The sequence below is a fragment of the Pedobacter ginsengiterrae genome, from assembly GCF_039537385.1.
In the GTDB taxonomy this organism is placed as follows: domain Bacteria; phylum Bacteroidota; class Bacteroidia; order Sphingobacteriales; family Sphingobacteriaceae; genus Pedobacter; species Pedobacter ginsengiterrae.
This window is the reverse complement of the sequence record NZ_BAABAK010000011.1, coordinates 159,237-174,726: the sequence shown is the minus strand read 5'-3', so window position 1 is coordinate 174,726 and position 15,490 is coordinate 159,237. Positions and strand designations below refer to the sequence as shown.

The window sequence follows — 15,490 nt, the reverse complement described above, 5'->3', positions numbered from 1 at the left end:
TAAACTGGCTTTAGCCGAATTTATAAATGTTGCAATCCAAAATAGTAGCAATATCTTTTCTTACCTAAACGGGATAGAAGTGATATCCTTTTTTTGTTGCACTTCGACAGGCTCAGTGTGACAGTAACAAAAAAAGATTTAACGGATAGCCCGACTGACAATGATTTAAATACTGCCTTTGCTTTTCAAAAAAAACAATTACACAATTATGCCGTTCTACTTTTAAACAAAATAGTAACTTTGCAACTTAATTTAGAGTGAAAGAATTTTGAACGGTTGAATGCTTGCAATTCACTCATTCTATTGTTCTTTCATCCAATAATTTTAAGAAATGAAGAAAGTAAAAGTTGGCTTGGTACAAATGAGTTGTACTAAAGATAAGCAGGAAAATTTAGATAAAGCGATTGTAAAAGTAAGAGAAGCGGCCGCAAAAGGTGCACAAATTGTGTGTTTGCAAGAGCTTTTTACTTCATTGTATTTCTGCGATGTGGAAGATTATGCAAATTTCGACTTAGCTGAGGCTATTCCTGGTCCATCTACTGATGCTTTGCAGGTTGTAGCTAAGGAATTGGAGGTTGTAATTATTGCTTCTTTATTTGAGAAACGTGCTGCTGGTATTTACCACAATACAACTGCTGTTTTAGATGCTGATGGCTCTTATTTAGGTAAATACCGCAAAATGCATATTCCTGATGACCCGGCTTTTTACGAGAAATTTTACTTCACACCAGGCGATTTAGGTTATAAGGTTTTCGAAACGAAATTCGCCAAAATCGGTATCTTAATTTGTTGGGACCAATGGTATCCAGAAGCTTCAAGAATTACAGCTTTAATGGGTGCTGATATTATGTTTTATCCAACGGCAATTGGTTGGGATACAACACAGGATGAAGAAACCAACGAGGATCAATATAATGCTTGGCAAACCATTCAACGTTCGCATTCGGTTGCAAATGGCGTTCCAGTAGTGAGTGTAAACCGCGTTGGTTTTGAGCAAGATGGTGCAATGAAATTCTGGGGTGGAAGCTTCGCTACGAATGCGCAAGGTAAATTGCTTTATTTAGCTTCGCATGATCAAGAAGAAACTGAAGTGGTAGAGCTGGATTTAGACCAAAGTGACTTCATGCGTAAGCATTGGCCGTTTTTGAGAGATAGAAGGATTGATTCTTATCAGCCGATTACGAAAAGATATATTGATGAAGATTAAGGCTAAAACTTAAAGTGAAAACCTAATTGAAAATCCATGGTTCGTGTCCTCACGAACCATTCATTTTATAAAACAAAAATTGATGTCAAATTTCCCACCAAAAGAACATTTAAATATTAATCAATTTGATTATTCGCCGAAACAACAACGTTATGCTTTCCCTGCTGAATGGGCGAAGCATGAGGCAACCTGGTTAAGCTGGCCGCACAAGGAAGCGAGCTGGCCAGGGAAAATTGAAACGATTTACAAGCCATATTGCGAATTTATTAAAATTGTTGCCGAAGGCGAAAAAGTTCGCATTAATGTTAAAGATGAAGAAATGAAAGCGTTTGCTGTTGCTGAATTAACAAAAGTTGATGCAGATTTATCGCAAATTGAATTTTATTTTAACGAAACTAACGATGCCTGGTGCCGTGATCACGGACCTGCATTTGTGGTTAAAGGGAACGAAAAGGCGGTAATAGATTGGGGTTACAATGCCTGGGGTGGAAAATATCCTCCTTTTGATTTAGATGATGTGGTACCAACTAAAATTGCGAAGCATTTCGATTTGCCTTTATTTACTCCAGATATTGTGATGGAGGGTGGTTCTGTAGAATTTAATGGAGCTGGTACGGTTTTAACCACGACCGCGTGTTTGTTGAACGAAAATCGCAATCCACATTTAACGAAAGAGCAGATTGAGCAATATTTGCTTGAATATTACGGACAAGAACAGGTTTTGTGGTTGGGCGATGGAATAGTAGGCGATGATACTGATGGTCACATTGATGATATTACACGTTTCGTAAATGAAGACACTGTTTTAACGGTTGTTGAAAGCAATCCTTTGGATGAAAATTATCTTTTGTTACAGGAGAATTTAGAAGCTTTGAAAGCAATGAAGTTAAAAGATGGTCGTTCATTGAATATTGTGGAGTTGCCGATGCCATCACCAGTAATTTTTGATGATACACGTTTACCTGCATCTTATGCTAATTTTTACATCGCAAACGCTGCAGTTGTTGTGCCAATTTTTAATGATGTAAACGACCAAAAAGCTTTAGATATTATTCAAGGTTGTTTCCCAGATAGAAAAGTTATCGGCATCAATTCAGTTGATCTAATTTGGGGCTTAGGCAGTTTCCATTGTTTGAGTCAGCAGGAACCGGCGGTTTAAGTCGTTAGACTTAAGTCGAAAGCCATTAGTCAATTTCGTTTTAAGTATTAACTTTACAACAGTTTAAATTTTTTACACATTATATAAAAGTCCCCTTTAGGGGATTTAGGGGTTATGAAATTATTAGAAGGAAAAACAGCATTAATTACTGGAGCATCGAAAGGTATTGGTCGTAAAATAGCTGAAAAATTTGCTGAGCAAGGTGCCAACGTTGCTTTTACATACTTATCATCAGTTGAGAAAGGCGAAGCTTTAGAGCAAGAATTGCAAAGCTTTGGAACAAAGGTTAAGGGTTACCGCTCTGATGCATCAAAATTTGATCAGGCTGAACAATTAATTAATGATATTGTTGCCGATTTCGGAACGATAGACATTGTTGTAAATAACGCAGGTATTACCAAAGATGGTTTGTTAATGCGTATGAGCGAAGAAAATTGGGATGATGTTATCAACATTAACTTAAAATCTATATTCAATGTAACTAAAGCTGCATCGAAAGTGATGATGAAAGCCCGTAAAGGCGTCTTCATTAATATGAGTTCGGTGGTTGGTGTTACAGGTAACGCAGGACAAGCAAACTATGCTGCATCTAAAGCAGGTATTATCGGCTTTACAAAATCTGTGGCTAAAGAATTAGGATCTAGAAATATTCGTGCTAACGTGGTTGCTCCGGGTTTTATCCGTACAGAAATGACAGAGGTTTTAGACCCTGCTGTTGTTGCGGGTTGGGAAAAAGATATTCCGTTGAAGCGTGCTGGTGAAACGGAAGATATTGCTAATGTTTGTGTGTTTTTAGCATCAGATATGAGCGCTTACGTTACTGGGCAAACGCTTTCTGTTTGTGGTGGAATGCTGTAATTTAAGCTGAAAGCTTAAAGGCAAAAGATAAAAGTTAACCTGCTAGACAAAAAAGTTTAGTAGGTTTTATTTTACAAAGTACTTTTCCTTCACGTTCTACTCGTTAGTCGGGATTTGCAATCCCGTCTTTTTAAATGGATTACAAATCCATAAATCAATTGATCGAGATTATAAATCTCGACCAGCAAGCAGGCTTAAAGCGAAAAGTTTAGCAGGTTTTATTTTACAACATACTTTCCTTTCACTTCCCTAATGTTAGCTAAGTTTTTGTTTTTTTCAAAAGCCAAATATCCAGGTTGCAAAGCTTTCCAAAAGCTTGCTTGATTTGGGAATTGTAGCGCATACCTTTTCATATTTCCAGCTGTCATTTTGAAAGGATAGATGTTAACAGGTATTTTCTCCTGACCAGAATCTCTAGCTTCAACTGCTAAAACGTAAACTTCTTTAATCTTTTCATCTGTAAGTGGAATACAACCAACAGTTACGCAATTGCCATGGATGTAAATATCGTTACCAGGTTTTCTATCTTTTCCAGTTCTGGCTAAATCAACCGAATTTGGATAATTAACACCGAGTGATAAGTGAAAACTACTCATCGGGTTGAAAACATTAATGTAATAAAAACCTTCAGGCGTTTGTCCGTCGCCTTCAATAACTTTCGGGCCTAATGTGCCAGAATGCGCACAGAAATCGTAAGTTCTAAATAGTTTATATTGCTGATCCGAATTGCCTTTCAACCAAACCTCTAACTTTCCCTCAGCTTTATAGGCGTTAATCATCATAGAAAAATAGTTACCAAAACCAGCAGCTTTCACAAATTTTTCTAAAGTTCCCCATTTTTCGTTGTAAGCTTTTTCTACTCTTTCGAATTTTATTTGGGTTGCTTTGAAATTGTTTTGGGCACTGGCCATTATATTGAGGGATAATAAAAACGTTAAATAGATTAACTTCATAAAATTTGGTTTGGTTAAAGCTAAATATTTATTTGTAAAGCATGCCACGGAAACACCGATTTACACTGAAGAAAACCGTTTTCCGAGTTTCCGAGGCAAAATATGTAAATATTAAAATTCAAAAATCTCCGTGGTAAAAGCTTTAGCACCTTTCTTTGCGGTTAAACACAAAATTAGCATCTTTATAAAATATGAATAGCTTTTTTGCTGGTACTTCTATTTTGTATTTTTTAGGTTGCCTTGCTTTGGGTATTTTGTATGCGTTTTTGCTGTATCGTGGGAATAAAAATCTGGATAAAAAACTGCGGTATGGTTTAGCAACAATCAGGATAATTGCTGTTACCGCTATAGCCTGGCTGTTGTTTGCACCATTAATTAAAACGCTAAACTATACTTTAGATAAACCTGTCATCATTATCGGGCAAGATAATTCGCTATCTGTTGGTCAGGTTAAAGCGCCAGGTTTTAACCAGAACCTTTACGAACAAAACCTTAAAACTTTACAGGATAAACTTTCGGATAAATATGAAGTTAAAGCTTACAATTTTTCAGATAAAGTAAATGATGGTTTAGATTTTAAAAACCAAGGTAAACTTTCTGATGCATCGTCATTTTTCCAGAAAATAAAAGATGAATATGCCAATAGAAACGTGGGAGCTATTATTTTGGCTACTGATGGTATTTTCAATCATGGCGGTAATCCATTGTATAGCATTAACCAAATCAATACACCAGTTTATACTGTTGCTTTGGGCGATAGCATTCCGAAACGCGATGTTTTAATTTCAAATGTAAACTATAACAACATCGTTTATTTAGATGACGATTTTACGATTGAAGTTCAGGTTCAGGCATTTCAAAGTGATAGAGAAAGCACGGCGTTAACAGTGAATCAAAATGGTGCAAAGGTTCAGCAACAAAGTATTGCCATTAGCGGAAATTCTTTTGTGAAAACCATTCCCGTAAAATTACATGCTGGTAAAGTCGGTATTCAAAAATATACCGTTCAACTTACTGCACTACAAAACGAAATCACAACGAAAAATAATTCACAAACTTTTTATGTGGAAGTGATCGATGGAAGACAAAAAGTATTGCTCGCTGCTGCTGCTCCGCATCCCGATTTAGCGGTTTTGAAAGAAGCCGTTTCACTAAATAAACATTATGAGGCAAAACTTGCTTTAGCGGATGATTTAAATGCAACAGACCCATCCAAGTTTGATTTGATTGTACTGTATCAATTGCCAGATGTTCAGAATATCTCGACTGCATTTTTACAAAAAGTAAAAGCTTTAAAGAAACCCATATGGTATGTTTTGGGTGCACAAAGTAATGTAAATGCTTTCAATCAAATCCAGAACCAAGTTAATTTAGGTGCGGCCAATGGTTCCATTCAAGAAGTTTATCCCGATTTTGCTAATGGTTTTACGAGCTTTAATTTATCCGAAGAAGATAAGAAGCGGTTTTCTACTTTCGACCCATTATTGATGCCTTTTGGTAGGTTAACAGTGAACGCCAGTGCAACACCAATTTTTAACCAACGTATCGGAAAGGTAAGTACCTCACAACCTCTATTATTCTTTATTAATGATAATGGCCAAAAAGCAGGTTATTTAATGGGAGAGGGCTTATGGCGTTGGAAACTTTCTGAAGCTGAAAACGAAAGTGAGCAATCAAGCTTAAATGATTTGATTTCTAAAACCGTACAATATCTTTCAGTAAAAGATGATAAGCGAAGATTTAAGGTGTTTACTTCTAAATCTGCATATGATGAAAATGAATCTATCCAATTCAATGGAACGCTTTACAATGAAAGCTATCAAGCGGTAAATGAACCTGAAGTGAAATTACAGGTTAAAAATGAGGCAGGGAAATATTTCAATTATGTTTTTTCGAAAACAGAAACTGCTTACCAACTCGATGCTGGAACAATGGCTGCAGGAAACTACAGCTATACAGCAAGTACCTCTCTGGGCGGTAAAAAATTCACAGCATCTGGAAGTTTCTATGTAAATGCGTTAATTGCTGAATACCAGCAAACTACTGCCAATCATCAATTGCTTAATACCATTTCAAAACAAAGTAATGGAAAGCTTTTTATGCCAGCTGATTTGCTGAAAATTGCTGATGAGATTCTTAAAAACGAAAATATTAAAACCATTAGCTACGAAGACCGCAAATATGATGAGCTTATTAACATGAAATGGTTATTCGGATTGATTTTAATTTTACTGACCACAGAATGGTTTTTACGTAAGCGCAATGGAGAATTATAATATTTCTACATCAGAAGTAATCGAAGTTTTAGGAACAATTGCTTTTGCAATTTCGGGCACCTTTACTGCAATGCAACGCAAGCTCGACCCATTTGGAGTCTTAATTATTGCTTTTGTAACTGCAATTGGTGGAGGTACGGTTAGAGATTTACTCATTGGCGATACACCTGTTGCTTGGATGCGGGATATGCAAACTTGCTTAATTGTTTTGTTTACTGCATTGGCAACCATGTTTTTTAAAACGCATGTGCAGAAATTAAAGATTACACTATTCTTGTTTGATAGTATGGGTTTGGGCCTATTTACAATGGTTGGAATATTAAAAGGCATAGCCTTTGGCTTAAATCCTGGTATTTGCATTGCATTGGGAACAATCACGGGTTGTTTCGGAGGAATTATTAGAGACACTTTGCTCAACACCATTCCATTAGTATTTAGAAGAGAAATTTATGCTACCGCTTGTATTTTGGGTGGTTTACTTTACTACTTTTTAATTCAAATAGATGTGGAGAGTGTTGTTGCAAAACTTGCGGTAGTAGCTTTTATTTTTGTTTTGAGGATAGTAACGGTAAGGTTTAAGCTCTCACTTCCGAAATTTGAGTATTAAAATTTTTTGGTTTTTAACTTTATAAATCCTAAAAATCGCATATACTTTACCATTTTTATTTACAATCGAACCTAAAATCTTTCAATCCTTAAAAATCCTGGTTAATCTTTTTTCTCTTCATGGATAATCACAAAAACATCTTCGTTATCCTTTTTCATGAAATACTTTTCGCGAGCGAATTTTTCAGCAGTGTTTAAATTGGTGTTTAATTCGTTTAAATCTTTTTTAACCTGAGCGGTTTCTTTTTCGAAATATTCCTTTTCTTCCTGCAATTTATTCGCCTGGCTACGATATTCGTATTGCGACATCATATCGTTTTTGTCAAAAAATAACATCCAAACAGCAAAGGCCGCTGTTGCAAGAAAGTATTTGTTGCGGAAAAGGTCTATTAAACGTTTCATAATTTTTCTCAAAAAATCGCCATTGCTAGGCACGAAGCAATGACGTAAATGTATAAAAAAACATCCGAAGATTTAAAATCTCCAGATGTTCTGCAAATAAGTTTTTCAACTTTTTAACACCACAAATCCCTAAAGGGGCTAATGGCAGTTCCTTAAGCCCCTTTAGGGGATGTAGGGGTTATTTCTTAGCGTATTTGAATTTCGAACCGATGAAACGAGCGTTCTCGCCTAATTCTTCTTCAATACGTAATAATTGATTGTATTTTGCAATCCTGTCAGAACGAGAAGCTGAACCAGTTTTAATCTGACCACAGTTTAAAGCAACCGCTAAATCAGCAATAGTAACATCTTCAGTTTCGCCAGAACGGTGACTCATTACCGAAGTGTAGCCGTTGTTTTGAGCTAAGGTTACCGCATTAATCGTTTCAGTTAAAGAACCGATTTGGTTTACTTTTACCAGGATTGAGTTTGCTGTAGCCTCATCAATACCACGTTGTAAACGCGTAACGTTCGTAACAAATAAATCATCACCTACTAATTGAACACGGTCTCCAACTTTATCAGTTAAGCTTTTCCAACCCGTCCAGTCATTCTCATCCATACCATCTTCGATAGAGATAATTGGATATTTTGCAGAAAGATCAGCTAAATATTGTGCTTGCTCTTCGCTAGAACGAATTACGCCAGTAGCGCCTTCAAATTTAGTATAATCGTATTTGCCATCTTTGTAAAACTCAGATGAAGCACAATCTAAGGCTAAACAAATTTGAGAACCTGGTTTGTAACCAGCAGTTTCAATTGCTTTTAAAACCGTTTCAATTGCATCTTCAGTACCATCAAAAGTTGGAGCGAAACCACCTTCATCACCTACAGCAGTAGATAAACCTCTATCGTGAAGAATTTTCTTCAAGCTATGAAAAACTTCAGTTCCCCAACGTAAAGCCTCAGAGAAAGATGGTGCGCCAACTGGCATAATCATAAACTCCTGGAAAGCGATAGGCGCATCAGAGTGAGAACCACCGTTGATGATATTCATCATTGGGATTGGCAAAGTGTTTGCGTTAACGCCACCAATATAACGGTATAAAGGCTGACCAATTTCATCAGCAGCAGCTTTAGCAACAGCTAAAGAAACACCTAAAATTGCGTTAGCACCCAAATTACCTTTGTTTTCAGTACCATCAAGCTCCAACATTAATTTGTCAATTGCGTTTTGCTCAAAAACATCAACACCTCTCAATGCATCAGCAATTTTAGTGTTTACATTTTCTACAGCTTTTAATACGCCTTTACCCAAATATGTAGATTTATCTCCATCACGTAACTCAACAGCCTCATACTGGCCAGTAGATGCACCGCTCGGTACAGCTGCACGACCAAATGCGCCTGCTTCTGTAACTACTTCAACTTCTACTGTTGGATTGCCTCTTGAATCGAGGATTTGTCTCGCATGGACATTAACAATTATGCTCATTTCTATTTGATTTTTTGTTGATTTTTTAACCCGCTTAGTGTACAAAGTACAATTACTAAGCGTAACATCAAAGTTAATATATTTTTTAAATAAATAAAGCGTTTTCGAGGTTAATGTTACGTTAGTAATTTGGCGTTAATTTTAAATTAATATAGAATTTTTGGAAAGCAATTGTAATTGCTTTTCGATCCCTGTTGTCCCGCTTTTCGTTGCAATCTTTTTTCAAATTCTGTCATATTGAAGCACAAATTATCTTTTTCATCGGTTGCTTCGTTCTTCAGCATGACAATATATTCTAGTGCAATGCGGTAAAAAAGTATTCCACTTCAATCGGGTTTAAAGAACTTAAATTTTGCAAGAGAAAAAACACCGGGTGTTTCAGGCATCCCTCCAAAGGAGGGGAATTCAAGGTAGCCAAAAATGTAAATCACATAAAATATAAATTGCCAGATAAGGAACTTACCTGATGAGCAAATCACTAAACCAAGTTTCATAATCTTGGAGGCTACCCAAACAACGAAATCGACTTGATAAGATTTAGATGAAAATGCGAATAAAACTTTAACTTTATCGTTCCTTATTCAAACCAATCCAAAGTTTTGCAGTCTTTATTTAAAATTTACAGTAATACATAAATATGTCTTCCGTTGGCCTCCATAAAAAAAGCTTTTTTATACTTTTATTTGCAACAGTTTTATTTTCTGTTCAACTGCTATCTGCACAAACTAAAGATTCTACAACAGTTAAAAAAATTAAGCTACTTGATGAATCTCAAATTCCATTATTGGTTACAAAAATCGAGACTTACAACTTTAAAATAGATCGAGATAAATTTCTATTACAACGAGGTTATGATGTTCGCCGAATCGAAAACGCATTGCCAGATATAACGAAGAAGGTAAAAGGTTTCAAAACCCGCTTCGAAAAAAACGGAGCAAACATGAACCTGAGGAGTCTTAATAGTGCCGTAATTATGCTGGCAGAGGTTTCTGATAATTTACTTAGTTACAAAACAGTTTTAACAGAATACGTAACTCAATTAAATAAAAGTAACAGCGATTTAAAGAAAATGCTCGACGATGCTGGCTTAAAAGCTCAGGTTGCCGATTCGACGCTTAAAACCCAACTTTCAGAAGTTTTAAACGATGGGAAAAAACTTAATATTTCCCAAAAACAAGTTCTTACTAAACTTAACTTATTAAGCAGTCGAATATCTGTTAATCTTTTGCAAACCAAAAACCTATCATCAGATATGGTTTATTTATCAATTTCGAAAAGGATAAATATGTGGTCGCAAGAGGAAGCACCATTGTTTAGCTCTAAACAAAGTCAGTATGATAGCTCCTTTTTTGAAACGGTAATTAAAGCATTAGAACGTTCAGGTAGAATTCTTATAATTTTCTTGGGCGGTAAAATATCAATTGTGGTACTGGGCCTTTTTATCTTTGGCTTATTAACCGCCTGGATGATCTCGAACATGCGGAGAGTTAAAAAGCTTGAGGATAAGGATAGTATTTTAAACCAAGTAAACTTCTTAAAACGTAGTGTTTTGATTAGTTCAATTTTTGCATTTTTTACATACATTCCGTTTCTTTTTGCCAACCCGACTATGTCGCTCTTGCATACATTTGAGTTACTTCGGCTTGCCGCATTATGTTTCTTGATTCCTCCGTTTTTAACTCGAGAAGCAAAGTTGATGTGGTATTCTTTAATTATTATGTGGTGTTTTTATGCACTGGATGATATTTTATTAGATTCATCCTATGGAGAAAGATGGACACTATTTATTGCTGGAATCTTGCTTATCGTTATATGTTTAGGTGTTCTTCGAAATAAAACAAAATTATTTATTCAGTTAGAATCCTCATCAGCAACAAAGGCTTTAATCATCTTTACCATTATTCAGGTAGCATTATCATTATTATTCAACCTCACAGGTAGATTATCGCTTGCAAAAATATTTGGCGTTAGTGCTATTCAATGTTTAATGCTGGGTATTAGTTTAAAAGTTTTTTGTACAATGGTTTTAGAGGCCATTTATTTACAAACGGAAGCATATCAATCGAGTAGGTTTTCCGATTTTATCAATTATAAAGAATTGCAGTTTCGTCTCCAACGTTATTTATGGGTAATTGCTGCATTGGTATTTTTTGTGTCTTTTGTTAGAAACATTACACTATACGATTTACTTACATCATCTACATCTAATTTCTTTAACGAAACAAGAAGCATTGGCAGTTACAAATTCACCTTTGCAAGCATTGCAATTTTTATCTGTATTCTTTGGCTTTCCTCAGTAATTTCAAGTTTCATCAGTTTCTTTTTTGGCCATGAGAAAGCAGTTTCTGGTGGTAAGAGAAGTGGATTAAATTCCATGATGTTACTGATTCGATTGGCTATCTGGACAATCGGTTTCTTTATTGCCGTGGCGGCCGCTGGTATCCCTATTGATAAACTTTCTATAATGCTTGGCGCATTGGGTGTTGGTATTGGTTTTGGTTTACAAAATATTGTAAATAATTTGGTTTCGGGTGTTATCATCGCCTTTGAGCGCCCGATACAAATAGGCGACCAGATCGAAATAGGAACAAAATCGGGTGTGGTTAAAGAAATTGGAGTACGCTCGAGTAAAATTCACAGTGCTGAAGGTTCTGATATTATTGTTCCAAACGGCGATTTATTATCTCAGCATCTGATCAACTGGACCATGCAAGACAGAAGTAAACGCATAGAATTTAACATCAGCGTACCTTATGAAACGGATATAGAGGTTGCCCGTAAAATAATAGGAGATAAATTGGCGAAAAACGAAAGGGTTTTATCATTACCTAAGCCTGTAATTATTATTCAAGATTTTGGCGAATACGCAATTAGTATTAGAACATTGTTATGGGTTGCGGATTTATCAGTTGCTGGCGAAGTTCGTACTGAAGCAATGAACGATGTTAAAACGGTTCTAACCGAAGCGGGAATTAAACTTCAGGTTAGGCCTTTAGGTTAAGCACAAATGCCGCAAGATGATTTGGGCGTTTTAACACGCTGTACGCTCTATCTTTTTGGCTGTGCTTCGACTACGCTCCGCATTACAGCCAAAAAGGATGCCGCTTCCATCGTTAACGCAAAATAGCCATAGTTGATATTCGAGTTGCCTAAAACTTATTTCAACTCATCTAAAACCTTAAAAAGTTTTTTGTTGATTCCACTTCCGCTATAATTATTAATGTTAATTACTACTACATACTTATTCCCAGCGCCATCGGTATGATAGCCTGCAAAGGCCGAAACATCATTTATAGTACCACTTTTAATTTTCATACCGTTATATTCTGGCAACCCTTTATAAAAATCAGAGAACCAATTTTCTTTTTGAACTTGAAATAAAATACTAGCCATTGCCGATGTTGTTATCCGATCGCCAGGCGAAAGACCGCTGCCATCAATAATGTTTAAAGCCGATTTGTCGATTCCTTTTGCTGCCCAATAATTAATTTCCGTTTCGGCACCTTTTGAGGTGGTGGCTGTTTTCCCAGATTTTAAGGCAATGGTTTTTAGCAACGTTTCTCCATACAAATTAATGCTTTTCTTCAAAAACCAATAAGTAATTTCACTCAAAGTTGGTGAGCTTATGGTGCTTATTTTTTGAGTAATTGCTGGGATTGCCTGTTTATTCAATTCCATTAACCTTGTGGTTGTAGCGTGTTGATTGGTCGAAATGCCTAATCTTTTCAAAGTATCTTGCAAACGATAAGCACAATCAAAAGTAGGGTCAGGCAACGCTACAGAAATTCCTGTTTTGCCAATTCCCATGCCCCAACTGCCCCGTAAATATGCCACGTTTGAGTATGGAGGAAGAAACGCATAACTTCTATCGCCGCTTCCTGAACTGCCCGTTTTTAATTCATTTACAATTTGAATATATGGTGTTTCAGGAACGGTTTTAATGATTCTAACTTCATCAGCTGTATCTGTTCCTGGTTTTAAATAAATATCAAATTGATTTTCTCTCCATGCCAAACCCGAAGTTCCAGCACCGTAATAATTACCAATATCTTGCCAAACCCAACCTTCGGGAGTGGTTTGCGTACCAAAAATACGATCATCGCCAATAATGGCGCCTTCAATCTTTTTAATGCCAGCTGCTTTTATTGCGGCAACCCATTGTGTTAAAACTGCATTTTCTTTGTTTTGGTAACGTGGAGAACCCAAAGTTGGATCGCCACTACCAGCGATGATTAAATTTCCTTTTAAAGTTCCATCAGGCGTAATATTTCCAGTATAAGCTAATGTAGTTTGAAACTGAAAATCTTTACCTAAAATACTGAATGCTGTTGCTGCAGTAATCGTTTTTAAAGTTGATGCTGTAGCCAAGCCAATCTGCTCGTTCTTGGCAAACAGAACTTTTCCTGTATTGGCATCCAAAACACAAAGTGAGGTAATGGCGTGTTTTGCCTGTTCATCAGCCAGTAAATTATTAAATGCTTTTTCGAGGTTTTGAATTCTGTTTTGAGCACCAACGATGTTGCCTGCAAGAATCGATATGAAAAGCAAAGGTATTTTTAAACGCATAGATTTATCTTTTGATGATGAACAAATATAAAATTATTTGAAAACCCTGACCAATAATAATGGATTGTAACTATTTTTATTTGGAAAGCAAAACCTGTGGGTTTCATGTTTATGTAGCCCCGCCTTTTGCCAAATCCTGATGGAAAGATCAGGATACCGCTGCCAGTCGGTCGGGTTTAGTTTACGCGGTTTCGAGCTACTATTTTAGCCACTTAAACCCGATCAAAGCGAGATGCCGATTTTTTCTATCGGCAGAAGCGGGAGCGGGGCTGATATTACCTAAAAGCTACTGAAATTGCTTTCCAAAAAAATATCTGAAATAAAATCTGCTGTAGCTTAAACTATCCATTAAAGAGTTTGTGGCGTTTGATCTCTTTTCCTTGGCGTAATTTTACAGCATGGTAAATTGTTGGTACATCGTTCGCCCATTTTTTTAAAGTGAAAACAATGGCTAAAATTTCCAGTCTGGTAATCAGTCCTACCCATAGGCAGAGTTCAAATAATATAACTGATTCGCAATGAACGATGATTTCGATCAGTGTGGCAAATAAGATTATCGTCCAAATTTTTGCGCCGATAGAATGTGTTGCAATCTCCTTTTTAAACTTTAAGTAACTCACTAAGTAGATCATTACTTCAGCGCCAGTTAAAATGGCTAGCTTAATGAAATTATTTTTGAAAAAATCTGGACACTGAATATAAGTGGCAACAGCAACAGAGATAAAGAAAATCTGATCGATGCTAGAATCCAGCCGCCTCAATTTTTCTGAAGAAATATTTAGCTTTCTGGCAATGATTCCATCAAAAATATCAGTTAATAATCCAATAGAAAGCAATGAAATAGCGTAGGTTGGATAATGATTTACCTGAAGAATACTGATGAAAATAATAAGGAAACCAATTATTAATCTGGAATATATTAATGCAATCGGAATATTTTTCATAATTGAAGAGCGCATAAAAAAGCCTCCGATTTTCATCGGAGGCTTAATTTTTTTAAACTAATTCTTTCTGAATTAAATATTCTGCAATTTGAACTGCATTTGTTGCGGCCCCTTTACGCAGATTATCGGCAACAATCCAAAGGTTTAAAGCTTTGGGAGCCGATTCATCTCTACGAATGCGACCAACAAAAACCTCATCTTTTTCGTGTGCATCTTTCGGCATTGGGTATTTCAAATTAGCCACATCATCAACAACGATAATGCCTGGCGATTTCTCTAAAATGCTGCGAACTTCAGCTAAATCGAAATCGTTTTCAAATTCGATGTTAACGGACTCCGAGTGACCGCCCATAACTGGAATACGAACGGTAGTAGCAGTAACTTTAATACTGTCATCGCTCATGATTTTGTTCGTTTCCTTAACCATTTTCATTTCTTCTTTGGTATAGCCATTATCCATGAAAACATCAATATGAGGAAGAACATTTAAGTCGATTTCGTACGGATACGCTTTTGGCCCGTCAATGCCTTTACGTTCGTTCATCAATTGTTCTACCGCTTTAACACCGGTTCCGGTAACTGATTGATAGGTAGAAACAACAACGCGTTTGATTTTGTATTTATCATGCAAAGGTTTCAAAACCACTACCATTTGTATAGTAGAACAGTTCGGGTTAGCAATAATTTTATTATCGATAGAAAGCTCGTGTGCATTTACTTCTGGAACAATTAATTTAACAGCTGGATCCATTCTCCAGGCCGAAGAATTATCGATAACTGTTGTCCCAGCTTCTTTAAAGCGTGGCGCATGTTCTAGTGAAGTATTTCCGCCTGCCGAGAACAAAGCGATGTCTGGTCTCATTCCGATTGCAGTATCCATGCTAACGATTGGGAACTTCTTACCCTTAAAAGTAATTTCCTTACCAACACTCTTTTCTGATGCTACGGGAATCAACTCTGTTAAGGGAAAATTTCTTTCCTCCAATACTTTTAACATTACGGTACCAACCAATCCGGTTGCACCTACTACTGCTACTTTCATTTT

General features: G+C 36.3%; 12 protein-coding genes. 6 read left to right on the top strand and 6 right to left on the bottom strand.

The genetic code is table 11. The features are described 5' to 3' along the window. Positions 1-331 precede the first annotated feature (331 nt). The 3 genes from ABD692_RS12110 to fabG all read left to right on the top strand — a co-directional run bounded on the left by ABD692_RS12110 (position 332) and on the right by fabG (position 3,224). A complete protein-coding gene (locus ABD692_RS12110) occupies positions 332-1,207 on the top strand; it encodes a carbon-nitrogen hydrolase (protein WP_344767294.1) in 876 nt (291 codons plus the stop codon). Between the two features lie 82 nt (positions 1,208-1,289). After that, positions 1,290-2,366, top strand: a complete 1,077-nt coding sequence (locus ABD692_RS12105) for an agmatine deiminase family protein (protein WP_344767292.1) — start codon at positions 1,290-1,292, stop codon at positions 2,364-2,366. Positions 2,367-2,480: 114 nt separating this feature from the next. Then, positions 2,481-3,224, top strand: coding sequence for a 3-oxoacyl-[acyl-carrier-protein] reductase (gene fabG, locus ABD692_RS12100; protein ID WP_344767290.1), 744 nt, complete (start codon positions 2,481-2,483; stop codon positions 3,222-3,224). A gap of 218 nt (positions 3,225-3,442) precedes the next feature. Here the strand turns inward: fabG and ABD692_RS12095 are convergent, their stop codons facing one another. Continuing rightward, complete coding sequence (locus ABD692_RS12095; RefSeq protein WP_344767288.1) at positions 3,443-4,177, bottom strand: L,D-transpeptidase family protein; 735 nt, start codon at positions 4,175-4,177, stop codon at positions 3,443-3,445. Between the two features lie 191 nt (positions 4,178-4,368). On the opposite strand from ABD692_RS12095, the gene ABD692_RS12090 reads away from it, so the two are divergent. Continuing rightward, complete coding sequence (locus ABD692_RS12090) at positions 4,369-6,453, top strand: hypothetical protein (RefSeq protein WP_344767286.1); 2,085 nt, start codon at positions 4,369-4,371, stop codon at positions 6,451-6,453. After that, a complete protein-coding gene (locus ABD692_RS12085; RefSeq protein ID WP_316756673.1) occupies positions 6,440-7,060 on the top strand; it encodes a trimeric intracellular cation channel family protein in 621 nt (206 codons plus the stop codon). The genes ABD692_RS12090 and ABD692_RS12085 overlap by 14 nt, the downstream gene beginning before the upstream one ends. Positions 7,061-7,161: 101 nt before the next feature. Here ABD692_RS12085 and ABD692_RS12080 read toward each other — a convergent pair whose 3' ends face one another. Both ABD692_RS12080 and eno read right to left on the bottom strand, forming a co-directional pair. Beyond that, complete coding sequence (locus tag ABD692_RS12080) at positions 7,162-7,461, bottom strand: FtsB family cell division protein (RefSeq protein ID WP_010599472.1); 300 nt, start codon at positions 7,459-7,461, stop codon at positions 7,162-7,164. Positions 7,462-7,639: 178 nt separating this feature from the next. Next, positions 7,640-8,935, bottom strand: a complete 1,296-nt coding sequence (gene eno, locus ABD692_RS12075) for a phosphopyruvate hydratase (protein WP_344767282.1) — start codon at positions 8,933-8,935, stop codon at positions 7,640-7,642. Between the two features lie 637 nt (positions 8,936-9,572). On the opposite strand from eno, the gene ABD692_RS12070 reads away from it, so the two are divergent. Further along, complete coding sequence (locus tag ABD692_RS12070) at positions 9,573-11,936, top strand: mechanosensitive ion channel family protein (RefSeq protein WP_344767280.1); 2,364 nt, start codon at positions 9,573-9,575, stop codon at positions 11,934-11,936. A gap of 155 nt (positions 11,937-12,091) precedes the next feature. Here ABD692_RS12070 and dacB read toward each other — a convergent pair whose 3' ends face one another. The 3 genes from dacB to ABD692_RS12055 all read right to left on the bottom strand — a co-directional run bounded on the left by dacB (position 12,092) and on the right by ABD692_RS12055 (position 15,487). Further along, entirely contained in the window at positions 12,092-13,501 is a 1,410-nt protein-coding gene (dacB, locus tag ABD692_RS12065; RefSeq protein ID WP_344767278.1) for a D-alanyl-D-alanine carboxypeptidase/D-alanyl-D-alanine endopeptidase, read from the bottom strand. 341 nt (positions 13,502-13,842) lie between these two features. After that, a complete protein-coding gene (locus tag ABD692_RS12060; RefSeq protein ID WP_344767276.1) occupies positions 13,843-14,481 on the bottom strand; it encodes a CDP-alcohol phosphatidyltransferase family protein in 639 nt (212 codons plus the stop codon). Between the two features lie 16 nt (positions 14,482-14,497). Further along, positions 14,498-15,487 carry an aspartate-semialdehyde dehydrogenase gene (locus ABD692_RS12055; RefSeq protein WP_316756690.1) on the bottom strand — a complete coding sequence of 330 codons (990 nt, stop codon included), beginning with the start codon at positions 15,485-15,487 and terminating at the stop codon, positions 14,498-14,500. Positions 15,488-15,490: the final 3 nt, after the last annotated feature.

Bases quoted from the DNA above. Each gene is read 5' to 3' on its own strand.
- ABD692_RS12110 (WP_344767294.1), top strand. From the start codon at position 332: ATGAAGAAAGTAAAAGTTGGCTTGGTACAAATGAGTTGTACTAAAGAT.
- ABD692_RS12095 (WP_344767288.1), bottom strand. From the start codon at position 4,177: ATGAAGTTAATCTATTTAACGTTTTTATTATCCCTCAATATAATGGCC.
- fabG (WP_344767290.1), top strand. From the start codon at position 2,481: ATGAAATTATTAGAAGGAAAAACAGCATTAATTACTGGAGCATCGAAA.
- ABD692_RS12055 (WP_316756690.1), bottom strand. From the start codon at position 15,487: ATGAAAGTAGCAGTAGTAGGTGCAACCGGATTGGTTGGTACCGTAATG.
- ABD692_RS12070 (WP_344767280.1), top strand. From the start codon at position 9,573: ATGTCTTCCGTTGGCCTCCATAAAAAAAGCTTTTTTATACTTTTATTT.
- eno (WP_344767282.1), bottom strand. From the start codon at position 8,935: ATGAGCATAATTGTTAATGTCCATGCGAGACAAATCCTCGATTCAAGA.
- dacB (WP_344767278.1), bottom strand. From the start codon at position 13,501: ATGCGTTTAAAAATACCTTTGCTTTTCATATCGATTCTTGCAGGCAAC.
- ABD692_RS12105 (WP_344767292.1), top strand. From the start codon at position 1,290: ATGTCAAATTTCCCACCAAAAGAACATTTAAATATTAATCAATTTGAT.
- ABD692_RS12060 (WP_344767276.1), bottom strand. From the start codon at position 14,481: ATGAAAATCGGAGGCTTTTTTATGCGCTCTTCAATTATGAAAAATATT.
- ABD692_RS12085 (WP_316756673.1), top strand. From the start codon at position 6,440: ATGGAGAATTATAATATTTCTACATCAGAAGTAATCGAAGTTTTAGGA.
- ABD692_RS12080 (WP_010599472.1), bottom strand. From the start codon at position 7,461: ATGAAACGTTTAATAGACCTTTTCCGCAACAAATACTTTCTTGCAACA.
- ABD692_RS12090 (WP_344767286.1), top strand. From the start codon at position 4,369: ATGAATAGCTTTTTTGCTGGTACTTCTATTTTGTATTTTTTAGGTTGC.